Annotated in this window: 19 protein-coding genes and 1 pseudogene; 12 read left to right on the top strand and 8 right to left on the bottom strand. The window is 70.0% G+C overall.

Features of this window, described 5'->3' with window-relative positions; all coding sequences use genetic code 11:
• Positions 1-17: 17 nt before the first annotated feature.
• Entirely contained in the window at positions 18-1,460 is a 1,443-nt protein-coding gene (gene gndA / locus ACZ5WE_RS24785; RefSeq protein ID WP_467692283.1) for an NADP-dependent phosphogluconate dehydrogenase, read from the bottom strand.
• A 99-nt stretch (positions 1,461-1,559) separates the two neighbouring features.
• Between gndA and ACZ5WE_RS24780 the strand changes: the two genes are divergently transcribed.
• Both ACZ5WE_RS24780 and ACZ5WE_RS24775 read left to right on the top strand, forming a co-directional pair.
• Positions 1,560-2,531, top strand: a complete 972-nt coding sequence (locus ACZ5WE_RS24780; RefSeq protein WP_467692281.1) for an acetylxylan esterase — start codon at positions 1,560-1,562, stop codon at positions 2,529-2,531.
• 116 nt (positions 2,532-2,647) lie between these two features.
• Positions 2,648-3,844: a transglycosylase family protein gene (locus tag ACZ5WE_RS24775; RefSeq protein WP_467692279.1), complete on the top strand. Its 1,197-nt coding sequence runs from the start codon at positions 2,648-2,650 to the stop codon at positions 3,842-3,844.
• Between the two features lie 78 nt (positions 3,845-3,922).
• Here the strand turns inward: ACZ5WE_RS24775 and ACZ5WE_RS24770 are convergent, their stop codons facing one another.
• Positions 3,923-4,933: a DMT family transporter gene (locus ACZ5WE_RS24770; RefSeq protein WP_467692277.1), complete on the bottom strand. Its 1,011-nt coding sequence runs from the start codon at positions 4,931-4,933 to the stop codon at positions 3,923-3,925.
• Positions 4,934-5,287: 354 nt separating this feature from the next.
• On the opposite strand from ACZ5WE_RS24770, the gene ACZ5WE_RS24765 reads away from it, so the two are divergent.
• From ACZ5WE_RS24765 to glgC, 4 genes are read left to right on the top strand one after another with little or no spacing between them, the layout of a single operon-like run.
• A complete protein-coding gene (locus ACZ5WE_RS24765; protein ID WP_467692276.1) occupies positions 5,288-6,025 on the top strand; it encodes a class I SAM-dependent methyltransferase in 738 nt (245 codons plus the stop codon).
• Positions 6,026-6,036: 11 nt separating this feature from the next.
• Entirely contained in the window at positions 6,037-6,777 is a 741-nt protein-coding gene (locus ACZ5WE_RS24760) for an IucA/IucC family C-terminal-domain containing protein (RefSeq protein ID WP_467692274.1), read from the top strand.
• Between the two features lie 52 nt (positions 6,778-6,829).
• Positions 6,830-7,996 (top strand): glycogen synthase, encoded by a 1,167-nt coding sequence (gene glgA, locus ACZ5WE_RS24755; RefSeq protein ID WP_467692272.1) that lies wholly within the window; start codon positions 6,830-6,832, stop codon positions 7,994-7,996.
• Between the two features lie 22 nt (positions 7,997-8,018).
• Positions 8,019-9,239, top strand: a complete 1,221-nt coding sequence (glgC, locus tag ACZ5WE_RS24750; protein WP_467692271.1) for a glucose-1-phosphate adenylyltransferase — start codon at positions 8,019-8,021, stop codon at positions 9,237-9,239.
• Positions 9,240-9,259: 20 nt separating this feature from the next.
• Here glgC and ACZ5WE_RS24745 read toward each other — a convergent pair whose 3' ends face one another.
• The 5 genes from ACZ5WE_RS24745 to ACZ5WE_RS24725 form a co-directional block, all read right to left on the bottom strand.
• Entirely contained in the window at positions 9,260-10,249 is a 990-nt protein-coding gene (locus tag ACZ5WE_RS24745) for an ABC transporter permease (protein WP_467692356.1), read from the bottom strand.
• 29 nt (positions 10,250-10,278) lie between these two features.
• Complete coding sequence (locus tag ACZ5WE_RS24740; protein WP_467692269.1) at positions 10,279-11,241, bottom strand: ABC transporter permease; 963 nt, start codon at positions 11,239-11,241, stop codon at positions 10,279-10,281.
• Between the two features lie 140 nt (positions 11,242-11,381).
• Positions 11,382-12,902 carry a sugar ABC transporter ATP-binding protein gene (locus ACZ5WE_RS24735; protein ID WP_467692267.1) on the bottom strand — a complete coding sequence of 507 codons (1,521 nt, stop codon included), beginning with the start codon at positions 12,900-12,902 and terminating at the stop codon, positions 11,382-11,384.
• A gap of 1 nt (position 12,903) precedes the next feature.
• On the bottom strand, positions 12,904-14,001 hold the full coding sequence (locus ACZ5WE_RS24730; RefSeq protein WP_467692265.1) for an ABC transporter substrate-binding protein: 1,098 nt from the start codon (positions 13,999-14,001) through the stop codon (positions 12,904-12,906).
• A 144-nt stretch (positions 14,002-14,145) separates the two neighbouring features.
• Positions 14,146-15,159 carry a LacI family DNA-binding transcriptional regulator gene (locus tag ACZ5WE_RS24725; protein WP_467692263.1) on the bottom strand — a complete coding sequence of 338 codons (1,014 nt, stop codon included), beginning with the start codon at positions 15,157-15,159 and terminating at the stop codon, positions 14,146-14,148.
• Positions 15,160-15,362: 203 nt separating this feature from the next.
• Here ACZ5WE_RS24725 and ACZ5WE_RS24720 point away from each other — a divergent pair, with 203 nt between their 5' ends.
• From ACZ5WE_RS24720 to ACZ5WE_RS24700, 5 genes are all read left to right on the top strand, one after another.
• Positions 15,363-17,972, top strand: a complete 2,610-nt coding sequence (locus tag ACZ5WE_RS24720) for a PA14 domain-containing protein (protein ID WP_467692354.1) — start codon at positions 15,363-15,365, stop codon at positions 17,970-17,972.
• A gap of 105 nt (positions 17,973-18,077) precedes the next feature.
• A complete protein-coding gene (locus tag ACZ5WE_RS24715; protein ID WP_467692352.1) occupies positions 18,078-18,788 on the top strand; it encodes a hypothetical protein in 711 nt (236 codons plus the stop codon).
• Between the two features lie 110 nt (positions 18,789-18,898).
• The gene (locus ACZ5WE_RS24710; RefSeq protein WP_467692261.1) at positions 18,899-21,259 is read left to right on the top strand and encodes a GH92 family glycosyl hydrolase; all 2,361 of its coding nucleotides are present in this window, start codon (positions 18,899-18,901) and stop codon (positions 21,257-21,259) included.
• 194 nt (positions 21,260-21,453) lie between these two features.
• The gene (locus ACZ5WE_RS24705; protein WP_467692259.1) at positions 21,454-22,833 is read left to right on the top strand and encodes a wax ester/triacylglycerol synthase family O-acyltransferase; all 1,380 of its coding nucleotides are present in this window, start codon (positions 21,454-21,456) and stop codon (positions 22,831-22,833) included.
• 70 nt (positions 22,834-22,903) lie between these two features.
• Positions 22,904-24,451: an SDR family NAD(P)-dependent oxidoreductase gene (locus ACZ5WE_RS24700; protein WP_467692257.1), complete on the top strand. Its 1,548-nt coding sequence runs from the start codon at positions 22,904-22,906 to the stop codon at positions 24,449-24,451.
• A gap of 16 nt (positions 24,452-24,467) precedes the next feature.
• On the opposite strand, the pseudogene ACZ5WE_RS24695 reads toward ACZ5WE_RS24700, so the two are convergent.
• Positions 24,468-25,139: pseudogene (locus ACZ5WE_RS24695) on the bottom strand (SDR family oxidoreductase).
• Positions 25,140-25,445: 306 nt separating this feature from the next.
• On the opposite strand from ACZ5WE_RS24695, the gene ACZ5WE_RS24690 reads away from it, so the two are divergent.
• On the top strand, positions 25,446-25,619 hold the full coding sequence (locus tag ACZ5WE_RS24690; protein WP_344526424.1) for a hypothetical protein: 174 nt from the start codon (positions 25,446-25,448) through the stop codon (positions 25,617-25,619).
• Positions 25,620-25,706 lie beyond the last annotated feature (87 nt).

Genomic DNA, 25,706 nt, shown 5'->3' with positions numbered 1-25,706 from the left:
CCGGGAGCCGACAGTCCCTAGGCCCGCACCTCCGTGCGGTCCCCGCCCCACAGCGTGTGGAACGAGCCCTCGCGGTCCGTACGCCGATAGGTGTGCGCTCCGAAGAAGTCCCGCTGCCCCTGCGTGAGCGCGGCCGGCAGCCGGTCCGCGCGCAGCGCGTCGTAGTAGGCGAGGGCCGCGGAGAAGCCGGGCGTGGGGACACCCTGCCGGGTGGCCGCGACCAGGACCGCGCGCCAGTCGTCCTGGGCCGCGCCGATCTCCTGCGCGAACGTCTTGTCGGAGAGCAGGCTCGGCAGGTCCGCGCGCGCGTCGTACGCGGCGCGGATGCGGTCCAGGAAGGCGGCGCGGATGATGCAGCCGCCGCGCCAGATGGCGGCGACCGCGCCCAGGTCGATGTCCCAGCCGTACTCCTCGCTGCCCGCGGCGACCTCGTGGAAGCCCTGTGTGTACGACACGATCTTCGAGGCGTACAGCGCCTGCTCCACCTGGTCGGCGAAGGCCGCCGCCTCGGCCTCGTCGAGCGGACGCGCCGTCGGTCCCGCCAAGTCCTTTGACGCCGCCCGCAGTTCGGAGTGGCCCGAGAGGGACCGGGCGAACACCGCCTCGGCGATGCCCGACACCGGGACGCCCAGGTCGAGGGCGATCTGCACGGTCCAGCGGCCGGTGCCCTTCTGCTCGGCCTGATCCTGGACCACATCCACGAACGGCTCGCCCGTCGCGGCGTCCACGTGCTTGAGGACCTCCGCCGTGATCTCGATCAGGTACGAGTCGAGGCGGCCGGTGTTCCAGGTGCGGAAGATGTCCGCGATCTGCGCGGGGGAGTAGCCCGCCACATCGCGCAGCAGCTGATACGCCTCGGCGATCAGCTGCATGTCCGCGTACTCGATGCCGTTGTGCACCATCTTCACGAAGTGCCCCGCGCCGTCCGGACCGACGTGCGTGACGCACGGCTGGCCGTCCTCGGCCTTCGCGGAGATCTTCTCCAGCATCGGCCCGAGCGAGGCGTACGACTCCTCGGAGCCGCCCGGCATGATGCTCGGGCCGAGCAGCGCGCCCTCCTCACCGCCCGAGACCCCGGTGCCGACGAAGTGGATGTCCTGCTCGCGCAGTTCACGCTCGCGGCGCCGGGTGTCCGCGAAGTGCGCGTTGCCGCCGTCGATGATCATGTCGCCCGGCTCCATGAGCGGCGCGAACTCCTTGATCACGGCGTCTGTGGGCTCGCCCGCCTTCACCATGATGACGAGACGGCGCGGGCGCTCGAGCGCCGCCACGAACTCCTTGGCGGTCTCGGTGGCGATGAACTCGCCCTCGTGGCCGAACTCCTCGACCAAGGCGTGGGTCCTGGCCGCCGTGCGGTTGTGCAGGGCGACGGTGTAGCCGTTGCGTGCGAAGTTGCGGGCCAGATTGCGCCCCATGACCGCGAGGCCAGTGACACCGATCTGGGCTGACGTGCTGCTCATACCGTGGCTCCTGGAAGTGGAAGTGCCGCCTGTGTTCGCCAGTATCGCCCCGCGGCGTAGCGTGACATTCCGACACTGTGTCCGACGGAGGAGTCGCCCGTGTCCCACTTCGACATGCCACTCGACGAACTGCGCCGCTACCGGCCGGAAGCGAACGAGCCCGAGGATTTCGACGCGTTCTGGGAGAAGACCCTTTCGGCCGCACGCGAACACGATCTGGACGCCCGCTTCGTTCCCGTCGACGCGCACCTGAGCACGGTCGACGTCCTCGACGTGACGTTCGCGGGCTTCGGCGGCCACCCGGTCAGGGGCTGGCTGATACTGCCCGCCGGAACGACCGAGCCGCTGCCCGCCGTCGTCGAGTACATCGGATACGGCGGCGGCCGCGGACTCCCGCACGAGCGGCTGCTGTGGTCGGCCGCCGGCTTCGCGCACTTCGTGATGGACACCCGGGGGCAGGGCAGCGGCGGTTCGGCGGGCGACACTCCCGACCCGGTCGGCAGCGGGCCCGCCTACCCCGGCTACATGACGCGCGGTATCGAGGACCCTCACGAGTACTACTACCGGCGCGTCTTCACCGACGGCGTACGGGCCGTCGAGGCGGCGCGCGCGCATCCGCTGGTCGACTCCTCGCGCGTCGCGGCGGTCGGCGGCAGCCAGGGCGGCGGGATCACCCTCGCCGTCGGCGGACTCGTCCACGACCTGGCGGCGATCGCGGCCGACGTGCCGTTCCTGTGCGACTTCCCGCGCGCCGCGACCCTCACCGACCGGCCGCCGTACCGGGAGATCGCGCTCTACATGAAGGCGAAGCGAGGGGTCGAGGAGCGCGTCTTTCGTACGCTCTCCTACTTCGACGGCGTGCACTTCGCGGCGCGCGGCACGGCGCCCGCCCTCTTCTCGGCGGCCCTGGAGGACATGACGTGCCCGCCGTCCACCGTGTTCGCGGCCCACAACTCCTATGCGGGGGCGGAGCGTTCGATGGAGGTGTACGCCTTCAACGATCACGAGGGCGGTGGCCCCTACCAGCAGAGTGTCCAACTCCAGTGGATCCCGCAGCACTTGAAGGGCTGACCGGTCGGGCGTTCCCTCGGTCGCGCACCCTTGTCAGGGCTCGGTCGGACCGGCTAACTTGCCGCCTTGTCGTGTGTCCGACGTGACTGTGATGTGTGTGACTTCAGGGAGCTCTCATGGCCTTACGCGGTCGACACCGCCGGTATCAGCCGAACCGGATCAACCGCGCGTCGCTGACCGTCACGGCGGGCGGCGCCGGGATGGCGCTGCCGCTGATCGGCACGGGCACGGCCGCGGCGGCGGACGTCGACACCTGGAACAAGGTGGCCGCCTGCGAGTCCACCAACAACTGGAGCATCAACACCGGCAACGGCTACTACGGCGGCCTCCAGTTCAAGCAGTCCACCTGGGAGGCGTACGGCGGCACGGTCTACGCCCCGCGCGCCGACCGCGCCACCAAGGACCAGCAGATAGCCGTCGCCGAGAAGGTGCTCAAGGCACAGGGCCCGCAGGCCTGGCCGGTCTGCTCGGAGCGGGCGGGCCTGACGCGCGGCGGTGACGCGCCCGACATCACGCCGATGAGCGCGCCCAAGAAGGCGGCGCCCAAGGCCCCCCAGCGCGAGGTCAAGGACGTCAAGCCGGAAGTGACCCCGCAGTCCACAGCGGGCCGCGGTCAGATGTACACGGTCGTCCGCGGCGACACGCTCTCCCAGATCGCCGACGAGCGCCGGGTGAACGGCGGCTGGCAGCAGCTGTACGAGACCAACCGCTCGACGATCGGCGGCGACCCCGACCTGATCACGCCGGGCCAGCGGCTCGCGCTGCAGGCCGCGCAGAAGAAGGCCGACCAGCCGGAGGCCGTGCCGAAGCAGCGCACGGAGCCCAAGCAGCGGGCCGAACCGAAGCCGAAGCCCAAGGCAGAGAAGCCCAAGGCCGAGCCGAACAAGGCGAAGCCCGCCCAGGCCGCGCAGGGCTTCTCCGCACCCGTGGCCGCGTCGCCCAGCACCCCCTACCGTGCGGCCGGCGGCTCCTGGTCGAAGGGGTACCACACGGGAGTCGACTTCCCCGTGGCCACCGGGACCTCCGTGAAGTCCGTCGCCGCGGGCACGGTCGTCTCGTCCGGCTGGGGCGGCTCGTACGGCTACGAAGTGGTGATCCGGCACGCCGACGGAAAGTACTCCCAGTACGGCCACCTCTCGGCGCTCACCGTGAAGGCCGGGCAGAAAGTGGGCGCGGGGCAGCGCATCGCGCGCTCGGGTTCCACGGGCAACAGCACGGGCCCGCATCTGCACTTCGAGATCCGGACGGGGCCGGGCTTCGGCTCCGACGTCGATCCGCTCGCCTATCTGCGGGCCGGCGGCGTCCGGATCTGACGCGGCCGCTCCGCCTGAACGACCGAAGCCCCTGGGGAATCCCCAGGGGCTTCAGGACGTGCTGCGGGTTCTCCGCTGTCAGAAGCCGATGCGTTCGCGTCCGTGGCCATGGCGGAACAACACCCGCCGGTGCGGCCCGGCCACGGGCTGGGAGGGCACCGCGGGCAGCTCGTGCGCCCGCGCCTTCGGGGGCACCGTGTCCGCCGCCGCGGGACCGCCCTTGGCCACCGGCACCGTCGACGCCGAGACGCCCTGCGCCGCGCCGATCCGCTCCGTGGTCAGCAGGATCAGACCGCCGGCCGCGACGACTCCGAAGCCCAGGGCGACGGCCGTACCCGCGGAGCCGTAGCGGAACGATTCGCCGAAGAGCGTCAGGCCCACCGCGGCCGCCACGACCGGGTTCACGACCGTCACCGTCGACAGCGGCGCCGTCAGGCCCGCGCCGCGGTACGAGGCCTGCGAGATCAGTACGCCGGCCGACGCAAGGACCGCGATCACGGCGAGGCTGGGCAGCTGACGCGTCAGGGGTTCGTGCGCCTCCCAGTCCACCGCCACCGTCTTGGTGAACACCGAGGCGATACCGAAGGCGACGCCCGCCGCACTGGCGAGCAGCACGCTGCGCACCACCGGATGACGGTGCACCGCGTGCGCCACGACCATGAGCGCCACCACGGCGCCCGCCGTCACCAGCGCGACCATGACCCGCTCGGCGTCGTCCAGGGACTGCGCGTCGGCCGACTGCGTCAGCGAGAGCAGCCCGGCGAGGCCGACGGTCGCCATGAGGGCGCCGCGCCACGCGGTGGCCCCTGCCTTGCGGCGCACGAAGAGGGCGGCCATCGGCAGGGCGAAGACGATGGTCAGGGCGCCCAGCGGCTGCACCACGCTCAGCGGCCCGTACGCGAGCGCCACCACGTGAAGCAGCGCACCGAGGCCGTTCAGCGCGATGGCGACCCACCAGACACCGCGGCGCAGCGGTGCGTACCGCCGCTCCGGCGTGCTGACGGCCACGCGCTCCTGCAGAATGGCCCCGCCCGCGTACGCCACGGCGGAGACGAGGGAGAGCAGCACGGCGACCGTGAGGGCACTCATGAGGTGCTCCACGGCTTGTGTTGCGCCCCCTGGTGGGCCCGGGGCGTCCGGCGCGGCGAACGGTCGGCTTCCATACTCACTACGATCTCGCGAATTTCGCTCCACGTCGTCGTACCTCAGCAGGCATTGGGTCCTACTGCCGATGGAGTACTACCCGGAAGATGTCCTCCCCCGGGTGGGTTACGCCGCGGTTCGGCGGATCATCCAGAATCTCGAAAATTCTTGCGTACCCACCCCCGCCGAGACCCTCGTCCAGGCCGTCGCAAGGAGTGGAAAGTATCAGACGAAGTGGCCTCTGACCTGGCCTTTTATGGTGCCCGCCGGTATTCTTGACCCTCGTGGAAAGGGGTCCGGATGCACCGGAACGTACGCACGGTCGACGACGTCCTGAAGCTCATGGACGGCCTGTTCGCGCCGGAAGCCGACCGCTGGACCGCGGACGCGTCGAGCTGGTGGGACGGCTTCTACACCGACCGCTCACGTCCGGTCCCGTTCTTCGTGGCGAAACCCGACGAGAACCTGGCCTCGTACGTCGACCGGGGCCTGCTCACGCCGGGCCGAGCCCTCGATCTGGGCTGCGGGCCCGGCCGCAACTCCCTGTACCTGGCCTCCCTGGGGTTCCAGGTGGACGCCGTCGACCTCTCCCCGGCGGCCATCGCCTGGGCCGAGGAGCGGGCCCACGGAGCCGGGGCGGACATCCGCTTCCACTGCGGCGACGCCTTCGCGCTCACGGAGGCAGAACTCGGCGGCCCGTACGACCTGATCCACGACTCGGGCTGCTTCCACCACCTGCCGCCCCACCGCCGCGTCAGCTACCTCTCCCTGCTCGACCGCGCCCTCGCTCCCGGCGGCCACCTCGCCCTCACCAGCTTCGCCGCCGGGGAGGCGGGCTCCGGTTCCGAGCTGCCCGACGCCGACTTCTACCGTGCGTCCGGACTCCATGGCGGCCTCGCCTACACCGCGCAATCCCTGCGCTGGATCTTCTCCGACCTCACGGAGATCGAGCTGCGCCGTATGCGCGACGAACCGGCCGACTCCGCGTACTTCGGCGAGCCCTTCCTGTGGACGGCCCTGTTCCGCAAGGCCGCCTAGGCTCTGCTCTCGTGAAAACCCCTCTCGACCTGACAGAAGTCGGCTCCGTCGGCGGATTCTTCGCCCTGCGCACGGGGGCGCCGCCCGGCGGCGCCCAAGTGACGCCCCTGGCAAGGGTGTACGCGGGAGACAGCGGGCCCCTCGCGTTCCGCGTCGACAAGGTCGCCACCCGGCTCAAAGCGCCCGACGCGCGCATCGCGGTGTCCGTGGCGCAGCTGGGGCTCGCGGCACGGCTGTGGTCGGTGGCGCTCGGCTCTGCCGCACTCCACGGGACGGTGCCCGACCTTGATCCGGGGCTGCTGCACTGGGATGCGGACGGCAGTTCGCCCGACGACCTGTGGCTGACGGACGTGCGGACGCGGCCGGGCGACGCCGCGAACATCCGGGACATCGTGCAGCACGGACATCTGGCACCCCTGGCCGAAGCCTTGCGCACGCGCCACCGGATCTCCGCACCGCTCCTGTGGGGCAACGCGGGCTCCGCGCTCGCCGGGGCGGCCCGCGAACTGGACACCTGGGCCCGCCGCAAGGGACGTGCCGACGTGGCGGAGCGCGCACGGGCCCTGGCCGCCGAACTCTTCGACCATCCCGACCTGTGCGGCACCGGAACCCTGACCGGCACCGCGTTCCGCCGCCGCAGCTGCTGCCTCTACTACCGCTGCCCGAGTGGCGGTCTGTGCGGTGACTGCTGCTTCGACCGGCCGCCCCAGAGGTCGGTGCGGGCCTCTTCCCCGCCGGGCGCTTCTGGGTGACCATGAGGGGGCGGGCGACCGACGGCTGGGGCGGACGGACGGAGGGCTCTGCGTGCGAGTGGGACTGCTCACCCGGGAGTATCCGCCGGACGTCTACGGCGGCGCCGGAGTCCATGTCGAGTTCCTCGCACGGGAGTTGGAGGCCCTCGTCGACGTCGACGTGCACTGCTGGGGGAATGGAGAGACCGCCCGCGGGCCCGTACGTCACCAGGCGTGGGGCTGCCTGGACGGCGCCAACGACGCCCTGCGCACCTTCTCCGTGGACCTCTCCATGGCGGCCGCCCTCGCGGGGTGCGACCTCGTCCACTCCCATACGTGGTACGCCAACCTCGCGGGCCACTTCGGCAAGCTCCTGCACGGCATCCCGCACGTCATGACCTCGCACTCCCTGGAGCCCCTGCGCCCCTGGAAGGCCGAGCAGCTGGGCGGCGGTTACGCCCTCTCCAGCTGGGCCGAGCGCACCGCCGTCGAGGCCGCCGACGCGGTGATCGCCGTATCGCGTGGCATGCGGGCCGACATCCTCACCTGCTACCCCGCCATCGACCCGGCGAAGGTGCACGTCGTCCACAACGGCATCGATACCGGCCTGTACCGCCCCGACCCCGGCACGGACGTCCTCGAACACCTGGGGATCGACCCCGAGCGGCCCTACGTCCTGTTCGTCGGCCGCATCACCCGGCAGAAGGGCGTGCCCCATCTGCTGCGCGCCGCAAAGGAACTGGACCCCGCCGCCCAGCTCGTGCTCTGTGCCGGAGCCCCCGACACCCCGCAGATCGACGCCGAGTTCCGCACCCTCTTCGAGGAGCTGAGCCGCGCCCGCGCCGGAGTCCACTGGATCCCGGAGATGCTGCCGCGCCCCCAGGTCATCCAACTCCTCACTCACGCCCGGGCATTCGTCTGCCCTTCCGTGTACGAGCCGCTCGGCATCGTCAATCTCGAGGCGATGGCCTGTGGCACCCCGGTCGTGGCATCGGATGTGGGCGGCATTCCCGAGGTCGTCGCCGACACGAGCACGGGGCTCCTCGTCCCGTACGAGGAGAGGGAGCCGGCAGCCTTCGAGGCCCGGCTCGCCCAGGCCCTGAACGAACTGGTCGCCGATCCGCGCACCGCGAGCCGTATGGGCGCGGCCGGACGCGACCGGGCCGTCGAGGAGTTCGGCTGGGACGCGGTCGCGCGACGCACGACCGACGTGTACGAGGAGTTACTCGAGTCCAAGTGATCCCAGTTAAGGGGGCGGCGCGATGCGCGGTGGACCTTCGGTGCTCGGAATCGTCCTGGCGGGCGGTGAGGGAAAACGCCTGCAGCCCCTCACGGCCGACCGGGCCAAACCAGCGGTCACGTTCGGCGGCACGTACCGCCTCGTCGACTTCGTGCTCTCCAATCTCGTCAACGGCGACATCCTGCGGATATGCGTACTCACCCAGTACAAGTCGCACTCCCTGGACCGGCACGTCACCACCACCTGGCGGATGTCCAGCCTTCTCGGCAACTACGTCACTCCGGTCCCGGCGCAGCAACGCCTCGGCCCGCGCTGGTACTTGGGCAGCGCCGACGCGATCCTGCAGTCCCTCAACCTCGTCCACGACGAACAGCCCGACTACATCGCGGTGTTCGGCGCCGACCACGTCTACCGCATGGACCCTCGGCAGATGCTCAGCCAGCACTTCGAGAGCGGCGCCGGGGTGACGGTCGCCGGAATCCGCGTGCCGCGCTCGGAGGCGTCGTCCTTCGGCATCATCAGGCCCGCCCGGGACGGCACGCGCGTCGACCGCTTCCTGGAGAAGCCCACCGACCCGCCCGGCCTGCCCGGATTACCGAACGAGGTGTTCGCGTCCATGGGCAACTACGTCTTCACCACGAAGACCCTCGTCGACGCCATCCAGCAGGACGCCGAGGACGACAACTCCAAGCACGACATGGGCGGTTCGATCCTGCCCATGCTCACCGAGCGCGGCCTCGCCCAGGTGTACGACTTCGACGACAACCGCGTGCCGGGGGAGACCCCGCGCGACCACGGCTACTGGCGGGATGTCGGCACGCTCGACGCGTACTACGAAGCGCACATGGACCTGATCTCCGACCAGCCGGTCTTCAACCTGGACAACAGGCGCTGGCCCATCTACACCCACTCCGACGGCCTGCCGCCGGCCAAGTTCTGCGCGGCCGGCATCGCCAGCGAGTCCATCGTCAGCCCCGGCTGCGTCATCCGGGGGCAGGTCACACGCTCCGTGCTCTCGCCCGGCGTGACGATCGAGGACGGGGCGGTCGTGCAGGGATCGGTCCTGCACGACAACGTCCGCGTGGGCAGGGGAGCGGTGGTGCGGGGCGCTGTGCTCGACAAGAACGTGGACGTCCCGCCCGGGGCGACGATCGGGGTCAACCCCGAGCGGGACGAAGAGCTCTACACGGTGTCGAAGGGGGGCGTGATCGCCCTGGGGAAGGGGCAGGTCGTGCCCATGTAGTGGGCCCCTGGCAGTGTCCTCTACAGCACCCGGCGTCTGCGGCCCAGCCAGGTCTGCGCGATCACGACGAGCGCCAAGAAGGCGCCGCTGACCACCTGTTGGTAGGCGGAGTCGAGCGAGCCGATCTGGTTGATGACGTTCTGGATGACCTTCAGGAGCAGCACACCGACGAGTGAGCCGCTGATGAAGCCGAATCCGCCGGTCAGCAGCGTGCCGCCGATGACGACCGCGGAGATCGCCTCCAGTTCCATGCCCGAGCCGAGGATGGTGACGCCCGAGACCAGCCACGCCGCGTTGAGCGCGCCCGCGAGGCCCGCGCAGAGGCCGGAGAGGGTGTAGACGGTGACCTTCGTGCGGGCCACCGGCGCACCCATGAGGGCCGCCGCGTCCTCGTTGCCGCCGACCGCGTACACGTACTGGCCGAAGCGGCTGCGGCGCAGGACCACCGCGCCGGCGACGAAGAGGCCGAGGGTGATCCAGACCGGGGCTCCGACGCCGAGGATCTTTTCCTGGCCGAGCGTCGCGAAGAAGGAGTCCTTGTCGACCAGGTAGGTCTTTGAGCCCTCGTCGGTGATGGACAGGAGGATGCCGCGCGCACCCAGCATCGCGGCCAGCGTCACGATGAAGGGGGCAAGGCGGGAGCGGGCGATGAGCAGGCCGTTGACCAGGCCGATGAGTCCGCAGACGGCCAGGGGCAGGAGGAGGGCCACCGCTGTCCCGTACTGCGAACCCCAGGCCGCGAGGACCCCGCCGAGGGCGAAGAGTGAGCCCACGGAGAGGTCGATGCCGCCTGTGATGATCACGAACGTCATGCCGAGCGCGACGACCGCGAGGAAGGCGGACGAGACCGCCATGTTCTCCAGGTTGTCGCCGGTCAGGAACGTGTCGAAGCTGAGCGACGCCGCGATGACGGCGACCACCAGGGTCACCAGGGCGCCGTGCTGCTGGGCGAGTGCGCTGACGCGCTCGGAGCGGCTCGCGCCGGTCTGCTCGTCCGCTGGCTTCTTCATGGGCTTGGCCTCGGATAGGACGGTGCCGGTCACCGCTTGCCCCTCTCCCGTGCCGCGTAGACGGCGAGAATGATCACTACGGCCTGGGCGATCTGTGTCCAGGAGGGCGGCAGATCGTGCTTGATGAGCGTGGCGGTGAGCAGTTGGATCAGCACGGCGCCGGCTACGGTGCCGCCGATGCGTACGCGTCCGCCGCTGAGCGGAGTGCCGCCGACCACGACCGCCGTGATGGCGGACAGTTCCATCAGGTTGCCGAGTGAGGTCGGGTCGCTCGCGGTGAGACGGGCTGTTGCCAGGACGCCCGCGATGGCGGCAAGCGCTCCGGAGCAGACGTAGACGAGGATCAGGACGCGGCGTACGGGGAGTCCCGCCAGGCGCGCGGCCGGGCGGCTGTCTCCGATGGCGAGGAGCTGGCGGCCGAAGGTGGTGCGTCGTACGACGAAGGCGACGAGGAGTGCGAGTGCTGCCGCGATCAGGACGAGATAGGGGATGCCGAGGACGTCGCCCGAGCCGAGCGATGCCATCGTCGGGTCGCGTACGTCCTTGAGCTGGGGGAGGAGCACCAGGGCGAGGCCCCGGCCGGCGACCATCAACGCCAGGGTGGCGACGATGGGTTGGACGCCGATGAAGGCGATGAGGGAGCCGTTCGCGATGCCTATGGCCGCGCCGCCTATGACCGCGACGATCAGGGCGATCCACGTTCCGTAGCCGAGGTAGAGGGAGAGGAGGGACGTGGAGAGTGCCATGACCGAGCCCACGGAGAGGTCCACGCCCTCGCTGCCGATGGCCAGTGCCATGCCGAGCGCGACGATGAGGACCGGGGCTACCTGGACTGCCTGGGTGCGGAAGTTCTCGGCGGAGAGGAAGTGCGGGGTGAGGGCGATGTTGAGGAGGAGCAGGACGGCTACGCCTGCGTAGACGCCGTAGTTCTGGAGGAGGCGGAGGTATCGCTCGCGGTCTGCCGCCGAGCGGCCCAGGGCGAGGTCAGTCATGGGAACTCCGGGTGCTCCGGGTGCTCCGGGTCAGGTGTCGGGTGCGGGTTTTCGCCTCTGGTCCGGTTGTGGGGCGGGGCCGCGCCGGTATGTCCGTCCTTGCTTCGGAATGGCGGCTGCAGGCCGTCGTCGGGTGTCGGTCACTCACCGGGGACCCCTGTCGTTGCTATCGCTCGCATCAGGGCGTCCTCTGTGACTGTGGAGCCGGTCAGTTCCTCGATCACGGTGCCGTCCTTGAGGACTACGACTCGGTCTGATCCCTCTATGAGTTCCTCCATGTCGGAGGAGATGAGGAGGACCGCAAGGCCGTCGTTCGCCAACTCGTCTATGAGCTTTTGGACTTCGGCCTTCGCGCCGATGTCTATGCCTCGGGTGGGTTCGTCCAGGAGGAGGACCTTCGGGTTCATCGCCAGCCAGCGGGCCAGGAGGACTTTTTGCTGGTTGCCGCCCGAGAGTTCGCCCACCTTCTGATGGGGGCCCGACGCCTTGATGCGCAGGCGCTTCATGAAGGTGTCCACGATGGAGTCGATCGCGGCCTCGTTCACCAGGCCGAGGCGGGAGAGGCGGGGGAGCGCCGCGAGTGCGATGTTCTCGCGGACCGAGAGGCCGGGGACTATTCCCTCGGCCTTGCGGTCCTCGGGCAGGAGGCTGATCCCGGCTCGGATGGCGGCCGGGGGTGAGCCGGAGCGGACCGGGCTACCGGCCATCAGTACGTTGCCCGAGTCGGTCGGCAGCGCTCCCGCGATCGCCTTCGCCGTCTCGCTGCGCCCCGAGCCGAGCAGGCCGCCGAGCCCCACGACCTCGCCCGGGCGGATATCGACGGACACGCCGTGCAAGTGGTGGCGCATCGTCAGGTCTCTGGCCTGGAGGACTGGTTGTGTATCGGGGGCGTGTTCTCCGGAGAACTTGGTCACGCCCTCTTCGCGGACCTCGCCGATCTCGCGGCCCAGCATGAGCGAGACGAGGCGTAGCCGGTCGAGCTCCGCGATCGGCCCCGTGTGCACCCGCTTGCCGTCGCGCAGCACGGTGACCGTGTCGCACACCTCGTAGAGCTCCTCCAGGCGGTGGCTGACGTAGATCACCGCGATGCCGCGGTCCCGCAGCATGCGGATGACGCCGAACAGGGTCTGGACCTCGCGCGGTTCGAGGGACGACGTCGGCTCGTCCATGATGACGACCTGCGCGTCTACCGAGACCGCTCGGGCCAGGGCCACCATCTGCTGTGTTCCGACGCCCAGTTCGCGCAGGGGGCGGCGTACGTCGACGCCTATACCGAGCCGTTTGAGGGCCTCTTCCGCCTCGCGGTGCATGCGGCGGAAGTCGATGAGACCGAGGCGGCCGCGCGGCTCGCGGCCGAGGAAGAGATTGCGGGCCACGCTCATCAGGGGGACGAGGTTGACCTCCTGGTAGATGGTGGAGATGCCCGCGTGCTGGGCCTCGAGCGGGGTGGCGAAGGCGACCTGGCGGTTGTTGTACGTCAGCTTGCCCGTGTCCGGTGCGTACACGCCGGTGAGGACTTTGATGAGCGTGGACTTGCCCGCGCCGTTCTCGCCGATCAGGGCGTGCACCTCACCGGCGCGCGCGGTGAAGTCGACCGAGTCGAGGGCGCGTACGCCGGGAAATGTCTTGGTGAGGTCCGATACCGAGAGGACGTCCGGCATCTCAGTACGCCTTGCCGAGGTCCGCCTCGGCGTTGGTCTTCGTGTAGGCGCTGTCCTTGATGACGATGTCCTGCGAGACCTTCGTGCCCTGGGTGAAGGTGTCCAGGGTCTGGAAGGCGAGCGGACCGAAGCGCGGGTTCGACTCGATGACGCCGTCGATCCAGCCGTCGACGATGCCCTGCACGGCGTTGCGCGTGCCGTCGACCGTCACGATCTTCACGTCACCGGCCTTCTTGCCCGCGCCCTTGAGGGCGTTGACGGCGCCGAGGCCCATCTCGTCGTTCTCGGCGTAGATCCCGGTGATGTCCGGCTTGGACTGGATGAGCTGCTCGGTGACCTGCTGGCCCTTCTCGCGGGCGAACTCGCCCGTCTGCTTGAAGACGACCTTCAGGTCGGGGGCCTTCTCCTTGATGCGGTCCTCGAAGCCCTTGGTGCGTTCGGTGGTGACGTTGTTGCCCGCGGCGCCGAGCAGGATCGCGACCTTGCCCTTGCCGCCGGTCGACTTGATCATCTGGTCGGCCGCGCGCTTGCCCTGCTCCACGAAGTCCGAGCCGATGAAGCTCACGTAGTCCTTGCAGGGCTTGGCGTTGATCTTGCGATCGATGGTGACGATCGGGATGTGCTTGGCGGAGGCCGAGCGAAGCACCGGCTCCCAGCCGTCGGAGTTCAGCGGGGCGATGACAAGGAGGTCGGCGCCCTTGGCGATGAGGTCCTGGACGTCGCTGATCTGCTTGGAGAACTGCGACTGGGCGTTGGCGGTGAGCAGCTTGACGCCGCGCTTCTTCGCCTCGGCCTTGATGGACGCCGTCTCCGCGATGCGGAAGGGGTTGGCCTCCTTCTCGGACTGGGAGAAGCCCACGGTGGCGCTCTTGAGATCGAGCTTCTTGCCGCCGTAGGCGTCTATCGCGCAGGTCGGGCCGCTTCCCTCGCTCGGTTCCGACACGACCTGGCCCGAGTCGCCCTGATCCTGTGACGCGGAGCTCTTGTCGCCGTCATCCTCGGACTTGGCGCATCCGGTGGCGAGCGCGAGGCTCGCGGCGAGGCCGGCGGCGAGGAGGGTCCTGGCTGAGGTGCGGCTAAGGCGTGTGGTCGGCTTCATGGAGTCCCCAAAACGGCACGGCCCCGGCGCTGAGAGCGCGCACGGGAGGATCGGCTCTTACGGTCAACTCGGCGGTACGGGGAGCTTTTTACATCGTTGGAAGAGGGCTGTAAACCCTCCGCGCAAGCGGAGCAGGCCGACGGCTCAGCGTCGGCCCAGCGTGCTCTCTCGCTCCACCAGGCGGAACTCCGCGGTGAGTTCACGCCCTTCGGGCTCTCCCGAGCCCTCCAGACTCCGCAGCAGCGAGGCCACCGCGAGGCGTGCGATGGCCTGCTTGTCCGGCGACACCGTGGTCAGCGTGACCGCCCCGAACTGCCCCTCGGCGATGTCGTCGAAGCCGACCACCGCCACGTCCCACGGCACGCGCAGGCCGCGCTCGTGCAGCACGCGCATGGCGCCGATCGCCACCAGGTCGTTGTACGCGAACACCGCGTCGGGCCGTACCCCCGCGTCCAGCATCCGCGCCATCGCCTTCGCTCCGTCCCAGCGGTTCCAGCCGCCGACCGGACCCACCAGGTTGTCCGGCGCGGCGATCCCCGCCTGCGTCAACTCCTCGCGCCAGCCCTGGAGTCGGAGATTCGCCGGCTGGTTCGCGGAGTCCGTGCGGGCACCGAGATACGCGATGCGGGCGCGGCCGCGGCCGATGAGGTGGCGTACCGCCGTGCGTGCTGCCGCGACGTTGTCGATCGCGATGTGGTCGTAGGGCAGGTCGTACTGGCGCTCGCCGAGCAGCACCAGCGGAACGTCGCCCTCGCGGCCGAGCAGGTCGGCCGATTCGAGCTCAAGCGGGCTCAGGATCAGACCGTCGATGACCCGGGCCCGGAAACCCTGGCTGACCAGGACCTCCTGCTCGCGTTCGCCACGGGTGTGGTCGAGCAGGACGGTGAAGTCGTGCTCGGCCGCCGCGTCGATGACCGCGCCCGCCAGTTCGGCGAAGTACGGGTTGCCGAGCTCGGGAACGGCGAGGGCGATGATCCCCGTACGGCCCTTGCGCAGGTGACGTGCCGTCAGGTTCGGTCGGTAGCCCAGCTCGTCGATGGCCTCCTGTACGCGCGCCCGCATCGCCGGGGTGACGTGCTGATACTTGTTCACCACGTTCGAGACGGTCTTGATGGAGACGCCCGCGCGCTCCGCGACGTCCTTGAGGCTAACCCGCACGTGCAGCTCCCTGCGTCGAGGTGCACCCCTGTCCTGGGGTGTTCGTCATGGCCCTGGACAGCGCGCCGGAGAGCGTGCTGTCATGCCAACTGCCGTTCCTTCCAACGTTGTACAGATTCGTTGTACAGACTGCGGCGGTCAGCCGCCACCCCCTTCCTCAGCCTTCAAGCACCGCTTCGAGCTACGGAGGATCTGTGCGCCCCATCCGACCCGGACGAGTACGGCAGCGACTGATTTTGCTGCTCACCGTCGCCCTCGCCTTCGCCGGACTCACCGCGGTTCCGGCCGCGACAGCCGCCGACGAACCCCCCGAAGTCCACGGCCTGAAGGGCGAGTACTACACCCAGTCCGCCCCCGGAGCCTTCGACTTCCACGAGCTCAAGGCCACCGGCTTCGACCAGAAGATCGACTTCGACAACCTCGACCCGCGCCTGACCTTCGCCACCGGAAAGGCCGACGACGCCACTGTCCGCTGGACCGGCAAGGTCGTCCCGGAGAAGACCGGCCCCCACACCTTCTCCATGATCGGCGACAACGGCTTCCGGCTCTGGGTCGACGGCAAGCTCGCCATCGACCACTGGGTCGACGACTGGGACAAGGAACAGACCGCCCAGCCACTCGAGTTGACGGCCGGCAAGGCCTACGACATCAAGGTCGAGTACTTCGAGCACTACGGCGGCTCCAACCTCCACCTGCGCTGGACCGAGCCCGGCGGCACCAAGGAAGCCGTCCCGCAGTCGGCCTTCCGCCTCCCCGACGGCTTCGACTATGACGGCGCCACCTCCGCGACGGTGCTCAAGGACGGCCGCACCCTGAGGCTCGACTTCGCGCAGAAGCTGACCGCGCCGCCGAGCGGCCTCGCGGACCACATCGAAGCCGTCATCGGCGGCGCCAAGTGGCCGATCAGCACGGTCAAGGCCGACCCCAAGGACTCCCGCGTGCTCCTCGTGGGTCTCAAGGAGCCGGTGGTCGGCAACAAGGAAGGCAACGCCAAGGGCACCGCCGATCTCCGCTACGACGGCAAGGGCGGCCTGGCCGGCGACGACGGCAAGGAGGTCGCAGCCTTCTGGAGCAGCGGCCCCAACCACTCCGAGCACCAGCTGCGCACCAAGTTCGCCGACGACGTGAGCCCGGACAACGCGCTGCCCGAGTACCCGCGCCCCCAGCTGACCCGCGACGCCTGGCGCAACCTCAACGGCTCCTGGCAGTTCGCGTCGGCCAAGGCCGGCGAGAAGCCCCCGTTCGGCCAGAACCTCGGCGAGAAGATCCTCGTCCCCTACCCCGTGGAGTCCCAGCTCTCCGGCGTGGAACGGCACGAGGACCGCATGTGGTACCGCAGGACCTTCACCGTCCCGCAGGGCTGGAAGGTCGGCGACGGCAAGCGCCTCAAGCTCAACTTCGGCGCCGTCGACTGGCATTCCGAGGTGTTCGTCAACGGTAAGAAGGTCACCGAACACAAGGGCGGCTACGACAAGTTCAGCGCCGACATCACCGACGCCCTGAAGCCGGGCAGGACCCAGGAACTGATCGTCGGCGTCTATGACCCGACCGACTCCAAGGACGGCGAGAACCCGCCCGTCGGCAAGCAGCGCCTCGACCCCAGCGGCATCTGGTACACCCCGTCGTCCGGCATCTGGCAGACGGTGTGGATGGAGCCGGTCGCGGTCGATCACGCCGACTCACTCAAGATCACGCCCGACGTCGCCACCAAGCAGGTCACCGTCGAGCCCAAGGGCGTGCGCGACGGAGTGCCGGTCAAGGCGGTCGCGTACGAGGGGAAGAAGAAGGTCGCGGAGGCGAGCGGACGCACGGGCACACCGCTCACGCTGAAGATCGCCGAGCCGCGCCTCTGGTCGCCGGACAACCCCTTCCTCTACGACCTGAAGGTCACAGTCGGCCGCGACAGCGTCAGGAGCTACTTCGGGATGCGCACCATCGCGGTGGAGAAGGTGAACGGCACCCCGCGCACGATGCTCAACGGCAAGCCGCAGTTCCTGATGGCCACGCTCGACCAGGGCTTCTGGCCGGACGGCCTGCACACGGCGCCGACCGACGAGGCGCTCGCGTACGACCTGAAGATGCACAAGGAGATGGGCTTCAACTCGGTCCGCAAGCACATCAAGGTAGAGCCCGACCGCTGGTTCTACTGGGCGGACAAGCTGGGCCTCATGGTCTGGCAGGACATGCCGTCGATGCGGTCCGACCGCAATCCGAGCACGTCGGCGCGCGCCCAGTACGAGCACGAGATGAAGCAGATGATAGACGAGCACGCGAACCACCCGTCGATCGTCATGTGGGTCACCTTCAACGAGGGCTGGGGCCAGTACGACGAGGGCCGCATCGCCACCCAGGCCAAGTCCTGGGACCCGACCCGCCTGGTCAACGGCATGTCGGGCCTCAACCTCGGGCGCGACGGCGGCACCGGCGACATCATGGACGAACACGGCTACCCGAGCCCGGCACTCCCGCCCAAGCCCGACGGTGAACGGGCCCTGATCAACGGGGAGTACGGCGGCCTCGGACTCGCGGTGCCCGGCCACGCGTGGTCCGTCCAGCAGAGTTACGTCGACGTCGATCCGGCGACGTACACGGACGACTACCTCACCAAGCTCGACGAGGTGCACGCGCTCGCCTGCAAGGGCGGCAACGGCGCCGTCTACACCCAGATCTCGGATGTGGAGGGCGAGTTGAACGGCCTGCTGACGTACGACCGCAGGGTCGTCAAGCCCGACGTGAAGCGGCTCAAGGCAGCGCATGAGGCCTTGATCAGCGACGCTTCGCGGCCGGACCCGGCGGGGTGCCCGGGTTCCTGACCCGGGTGCGAGGGCGCTCCGGTCCGGTCGGCGGACCGGAGCGCTCATCCCGTGGACGCTTATCCCGTGGACGCGGCCCCTTCCGCTTGGCACCATCAGCTCGTGATCACCGAGAGCGAATGGGCAGCGGCCGCGGCCCGCAACAACGCCGAGTGGTGCGACGCGGTCTGCCGCGCGCACGGCCTGGCGGGGGAGTTCGGCGCAGGGGCCTGGACCAGCGCGCGGCGGACGCCGCCGCTGTATCCGGATGCCGTCTCGCTCACCCCCGACGTCTCGCCGGGCGACCTGGTGGCGCGGATCGACACGGCGTCACCGGGCTGCTCCGTCAAGGACAGCTTCGCCTGCCTGGACCTGGAGCCGCTGGGCTTCGAGGTGCTGTTCGAGGCCCAGTGGATCCACCGGGAAGCGGGCGCACCCCCCGCTGCTGCGCACCTTGGCTGGGAACCGCTCAAGAACGCCGAGACCCTGCCCGCGTGGGAGACCGCGTGGAACGACGGCGAGGAGAGCACGGGCCTGTTCCGCCCGGGGCTGCTCTCCGACGGCACGACGTTCCTCGCCGCCTACGCCGAGGGGCGGATCGTCGCGGGCGCCATCGCGAGCCCCGGTGAGTCCGTGGTCGGCATCTCCAATCTGTTCGCGGCGGACGACGCACCGGGCGGGGAGGAGTCCGCCTGGGCCGGCTGCCTGACGGAGGCCGCCCGGCTCTGGCCCGGCCTGCCGGCCGTCGGATACGAGAGCGGCGAGAGCCTGGAAGCCGCGGTCAGCCAGGGGTTCACCCCGATCGGGCCACTGCGGGTGTGGCTGCACACCGGCTGAGAGCCGCCGTCGTCTCGCCCCCTCCCACCCCTTGACTCATGCGACGCGCGCCCCGAAGAATGATCGCGTTCCGCGCTTTGACAACGTTGTCCAAGGAGGCGTTCCCACCCATGAGATGGACCCAACGGCTACGCGGTACGGGGGTGGCGGTGGCCGCGGCCACGCTCCTCGGGGGAGCCCTCGCCATCCCGGCGGCGCAGGCCGCTCCGGCAGCGGACAGGACGGAAGCAGCGGACGGTCAACTGACCGACCTGGTCAACCCGTTCATCGGCACCGAGAACGAGGGCAACACCTACCCCGGAGCGGCCGTGCCCTTCGGCATGGTCCAGTTCTCGCCCGACACCGGGCACAACACCGGCTACGACCACTCCGACACCCACATCCGCGGCTTCTCGACCGTCCATCTCTCGGGCGTGGGCTGCGGGTTGGGCGGCGACCTGCCGGTGCTCCCCACCACGGGTGACGTCAAGGAGACGGACTACGCGAAGTACGCGGCGGAGTTCAGCCACGACGACGAGAAGGCGAGCCCCGGCTCCTACAAGGTGGGTCTCAAGTCCGGCATCGAGGCCGAGCTGACCGCCACCAAGCGCACCGGCGTGCAGCGCTACACATTCCCCGCCACGGACAAGGCCAACGTCCTGCTCAACGCGGGCCAGTCGCTGCACAGGACGGGCTCCACCAAGGTCGAGATCCTCGACAGCCGTACGGTCCGCACGGCGATCACCGGCAGCGGCTTCTGCCAGGACACCAAGCCGTACACGGTCTACACGGTCACCCGCTTCGACCGCCCCTTCACCACGTCGGGCACCTGGAAGGGCGACACCGTCACCGCGGGCTCCGAGGAGTCGTCGGCGGGCGAGGAGCGCAACGGCGCGTACGTCCGGTTCGACACCTCGAAGGACCGCACCGTCGAGGCGACCACCGCGCTTTCGTACGTCGATGCCAAGGGCGCCGCGCTCAACCTCCGCGCGGAGGGCGGGCGTTCGTACGACCGTGTGGAGAAGGCGGCCCAGCGGGCGTGGGAGGACCGGCTCGACGACGTGAAGGCCAAGGGTGGCAGCGAGACCGTGCGCCGCACCTTCTACTCGTCCCTCTACCGCTCGTTCCTCGCGCCGAACATCGGCAGCGACGTCGACGGCCGGTACACGGGCTGGGACCAGAAGATCCACCGGGCCAAAGGCTTCACGTACTACCAGAACTGGTCCCTGTGGGACACCTACCGCACCCAGGCCCAGCTACTCGCCCTGCTCGCGCCGCACGAGTCACGCGACATGGCGCTCTCCGTCCTGAAGATCGACGAGGAGAGCGGCTGGCTGCCCAAGTGGGGCTACGGCACGGTCGAGACGAACATCATGACCGGCGACCCTGTCACCCCTTTCCTCACCAACGCCTACCAGCAGGGCCTGCTCAAGGGGCACGAGGAGGAGGCGTACCGCGCGTTGAAGAAGAACGCGGACGGTGTGCCGCCCGCCGACTCCGCGCCGGTGGGCCGCGAGGCCAACAAGGAGTATCTGAGCGAGGGCTTCGCGCCCTACATCAAGGGCCGCCCGCACGCGAAGCCCGGTGACTCGGACTACGACCACGGCGCTTCCGCGACGCTCGAGTACGCCCTTTCGGACGCGATGCTGGGTCAGATGGCCGGCGACCTGGGGCACGAGGCCGATGCCGAGCGGTACGCGGACCGTGCGCGGAACTACCGGAAGATCTTTGACAGTTCGACCGGCTTCTTCCGAGCGCGGGACGCCGAAGGCGCCTTCACCGGACCCGCGGACCCGGCCAAGAGCGAGGGCTTCCACGAGGGAACGTCCTGGCAGTACCAGTGGCTCGTCCCGCAGGATCTGCCCGGCATGGTGGACCTCATCGGCGGCAAGCAGGCCACCAACGACCGCCTCGACTCCTTCTTCGCCTACGAGCAGCTCCTCAAGGACCCGGCGAAGACCGCGCGCGAGGTGTGGGTCAACGGCCCCTACGACTACTACAACGCGGACAAGTACAACCCGCAGAACGAGCCCGATCTCATCGCCCCGTACACGTATCTGTCCACGGGCCAGCCGTGGAAGACCACCGACGTGGTGCACGCCGCGCTCACCCTCTTCACGGACACCCCGACCGGCATGACAGGAAACGACGACCTCGGCACCATGTCCGCCTGGAACGTGCTCTCCTCGATCGGCATCTTCCCGGTCCAGCCCGGTACGGACACATGGGGCCTGTCGACGCCCGTCTTCGAGCGCGTCGACCTCGAGCTCGACCGCCGCTACTACCCGAAGGGGCGCCTCACGGTGAAGGCGCCGGGAACCTCGGACACCGACCGGTACATCCAGTCGGCGCGCACGGACGGCGCCGACTACGGCAAGACGTACCTGACGACCGACGACATCCGAGACACCCGCGAACTCTCCTTCAGGGTGGGCGACAAGCCCTCGGAGTGGGGCACGTCCAAGGACGCGGCGCCGCCCGCGCTGAAGTGATGTACCCGCCCGCGCTGAAGTGACGTAACCGATACGCCACTTGCGCACCATCAGGCCCGCCTCTCCCGGAGAGGCGGGCCTTCATCTGTTGTTAACTGTGCGTAGCTTGATCGTACTTGACCGTAGTCGGGCAACGGCGGTTGACTGCACCCTCATGCCATCCCCCGCATCGTCCTCGACGCGAGAGCAGCCCGTTGAACCCGTTGAAAGCGCAGACCGCTGAGTCCTCCGACCTGCTCGCACCTCTCGACCTCGCCTTCTGGAACATCGAGTCCGCCGAGCACCCCATGCACCTGGGGGCCCTCGGTGTCTTCGAGGCCGACTCGCCGGGCGCGGCCGAGCGCGCCGCCCAGCTGCTCGCCTCGCGCGCGGCCACCGTGCCAGGACTGCGGCTGCGGATCCGTTCCGTCTGGCTGCCGGTCGGCGGGGCCGTCCGGGCCGCCGCGCCCGCCTTCGACCCGCTGGACCACGTCCGCCTCGCCGCACCCGCGCGGGACTTCCACTCCGCGGCGGGCGCTCTCATGCAGCGGCCCCTGGAGCGCGGCAGGCCCCCGTGGGAGGCGCATGTCCTGCCGGGGGACGACGGCACATCCTTCGCCGTGCTGTTCAAGTTCCACCACGCCCTCGCCGACGGGCTGCGTGCCCTGATGCTCGCCGCCGCGGTCATGGACCCCACCGATCTGCCCGCCGCGCGTCCGGGGCCCACCGGGTCCGAGCCCTCCGGGTGGTCCTGGCCGGACCCCCGCAATCTGCCGGGCCTTGTCCGCGACACCGTCAGCGATGTGGGGCAGGCCCTGGACATCGGCTCGTCCGTCGCCCGCGCCACCTGGGGCGTACGGTCATCGGCCGCCCTCACGTCCCAGGCCACCGGCACACGGCGCACCGCGGGGGTGCTGCTCGATCTGGACGACGTGCACCGCGTGCGCAAGACCGTGGGCGGCACCGTCAACGACGTACTGATCGCCGTGGTCGCGGGGGCCCTGCGCCGCTGGCTCGACGAGCGGGGCGACGGCAGCGAGGGAGTGGAGCCGCGCGCCCTGGTCCCCGTCTCCCGGCGCAGGCCGCGTGGCGCGCAGCCGCCGGGCAACCGGCTCTCCGGGTATCTGGTCCGGCTGCCCGTCGGTGACCCCGACCCGGTCGCGCGGCTGCGGGCGGTGCGGGCCGCCATGGACCGGAACAAGGACGCGGGTCCCGGGCGTGGTGCGGGGGCGGTGGCCCTGCTCGCCGATCACGTGCCGCCGCTCGGGCACCGCATCGGCGGTCCCGTCGTCGCGCAGGCCGCCCGGCTGCTCTTCGACATCCTCGTGACCAGCGTCCCGCTGCCCAGCCTCGGCCTGAGCCTCGGCGGCTGCCCGCTCACCGCCGTGTACCCCTTCGCGCCGCTCGCCCAGGGGCACGCACTGGCCGTCGCGGTGTCGACGTACCGGGGCCGGGTGCACTTCGGTCTGGTCGCGGACGCGGCCGCCGTACCCGACCTGGACGTTCTCGCGCGGAGCGTGCGGGAGGAGCTCGCGGGGCTCGTCGAAGCGTGCGTAAACCGTCCGCGTTTGGTAGAGGGGGCCGTCGCTACGTAAAGTTCTCTTCTTTGGAGCTTCCGCGGTCACTCAGACGAGCCGCGGCATGAGTGACGCGAGGACAGCGGCGATGACGGTGACAGAGGACAGCCTGGAGGCTGCCGGTTCGGCCGAGCCCCAGGAGGCCGAGTCTGCTGACTCCGCCGAGACGCCGGCGTCCGCGGACTCCTTCGGTCCCGGCGTCGACCCCGAGCGGCTCGCCGTCTGCCTCAGCGTGCTCGACGAGCTCGACAAGCTGGACGTCGACCACCCCGACGCGATCGCGGTGCGCCGGGCCACGGCCGGGATCTACCGCACCGTGAAGCAGCGCCGCCGCCAGGAGCGCCGGGCCGCCAAGACCGCGCACGACAAGGCCGTCACCGAGGCCACCGCCACCGGCTCCGCCGAGCGCATCGACGACGAGACCGAGGGGCTCCTACCCTCATCGCAGACCGAGGAGGGCAGGATCGCGGGGATACTCCAGCGCCCGCGCTCCTGCTACACCTGCAAGACCCGGTACGTGGAAGTCGACTACTTCTACCACCAGCTCTGTCCCGACTGCGCCCTTCTGAACCGGTCCAGGCGCGACGCCCGCACCGACCTCACCGGCAAGCGCGCGCTGCTCACCGGCGGCCGCGCCAAGATCGGCATGTACATCGCGCTGCGGCTTCTTCGCGACGGCGCCCACACCACCATCACGACGCGGTTCCCCAAGGACGCCATCCGCCGCTTCAAGGCGATGGACGACTCGGCGGAGTGGCTGCACCGCCTGGAGGTCGTCGGCATCGACCTGCGCGACCCGGCCCAGTCCGTCGCGCTCGCCGAGCGGGTCGCCGCCGCGGGACCGCTCGACATCCTGATCAACAACGCGACGCAGACCGTACGCCGCCTGCCCTCCGCGTACGCCGCCCTGGTCGACGGCGAGGGGGCGCCGCTGCCCGCGGGGGAGCTGCCCGCCCACTCCGTCATCGGCGCCTTCAACTCCGGCGCGGTGGACGGCCTGGCCGCACTGCCCGTCGGCACCAGCGGCCTGGACGCCCAGCAGGTCGCCGACCTCGCCCTCGTCGCGGGCAACGCCAGCGTCGCCCGGCACCTGGACGGCACCGCCATCGACGCGGGCGGCCTGGTCCCGGACGTCGTCGACAGCAACACCTGGGTGCAGACCATCGAGCAGATCTCCCCGGTGGAGCTCCTCGAGACCCAGCTGTGCAACTACACCTCGCCGTTCATCCTGATCAGCGCGCTGCGTCCGGCGATGGCCGACGCCGCGAAGAAGGCGTCGAGCGGCCGCTCCTACGTCGTCAACGTCTCCGCGATGGAGGGCGTCTTCGGCCGCGGGTACAAGGGCGCGGGCCACCCGAACACGAACGCCGCCAAGGCCGCGATGAACATGGTGACGCGGACCAGCGCCCAGGAGATGTTCCAGACCGACGGCATCCTCATGACCTCGATCGACACCGGCTGGATCACCGACGAGCGCCCGCACTACGACAAGCTGCGTCTTGCCGACGAGGGCTTCCACGCCCCGCTCGACCTGATCGACGGCGCGGCGCGGGTCTACGACCCCGTCGTGCGGGGCGAGGCGGGCGAGGACCTGTTCGGCGTCTTCCTGAAGGACTACGCACCCGGCAAGTGGTAGCCGCGCGCGGGCGGCGTCAGGCCCTGTCCGTGGCCTCGCCCGCCGCCCGCAGCCGCTCGTGCACGGCATACGGGGAGGGTCGTATCGGCGGCGGCCCGCACCCTCGTCCCGCCGTCCACGAGGATGTCGGCACCTGTCACCGGCCCCCATGGCCCTAAAGGCATGGGAGGTGCCCCCACGGCCGCGTCCGAGATCAACCACGCCACGGCCCGCGCCACGTCCTCCGGTTCGCTGATGCGGCCGAGCGGCAGGCTCTCGGCGAGCCGCTCCTCGGCGCCGGCCCACACGAAGCGGGCCATCTCGGTGCGGACGAGGCCGGGGACACGGAATTGACGCGTACCCAAGGGGTCCAGCTCACCCGCGAGTTGGGCGGTCAGGTGCAGGAGCGCCGCCTTGCTGGTTCCGTACGCGCCCACGTTCGGGCCCACATGGGACGCGCCCTCGGTACACGTCACCGGGTGGGGTCGACGTCCATCAGCGCGCCGTAAGGGGCGTTCGTCGCGGCGTTGTTCACCAGTACGTCGAGCCTCCCGAACTCCCGGACCGCGAGAGCCGCGCATGCCTCGGCCCGACCGGAATCAGCCACGCCGCCCGCGCAGCCGACGGCCCGCGCGACGGCGAGCCCGATCCCTCGCGGGGCTCCGGCCACCAGGGCCACCGCGCCCTCCCGTGCCTGCGCAGAAGTCATCCCCGTACGGTCCCATGGAGATCTGGAAAGGCGCATGGGCTCGACCCGCTGGGGCGTTTGCGGCCCTCGGGCCACCCCCACAGCGTGATCAACTGTCCGAAATCCACTCCTTCGGCCGACCCCATAGAGCGCGGGCCCGCTCATTTGGTTAATGTGAGGCGAACGGACGGTCTCCAGGGGTCCACAAGCGCCCCTCTGCCGCCCCGGGACAGGCTCGCCACCACGGCCGCGCTCCCGCCCGAACAACGGCGCCACCGCGACCGAACAGCCCTTGTCCTTCCGTTACGCGACACAAAGGAGTGCGCGGTGACACCAGATCTGACGAAGCAGGAAAAGCGACCGGCGGAACGCAGCAGCGAGCGGGCCGGCAGACCACGCAAGCTCAGCAACCTGGACTCGTGGGCGAAAGCCGCCCCGATCCGCCTTGCGGGCTACGAGGACGACCTCGCGGAGCCGCACATCCTCCCCGGTATCGACTGATCCTTCGCCGCGTGCCCCCTGCCGACCCCGGCCGGCCGGGGGCACGCGGCGTTTTGGACCGGTCGCGCATGGCCCGGCGGTTGCGGG

This window comes from Streptomyces sp. NPDC033180, assembly GCF_055577645.1.
Note: the sequence above shows the minus strand (reverse complement) of the source record. Positions and strands in the feature narration are given on the sequence as shown.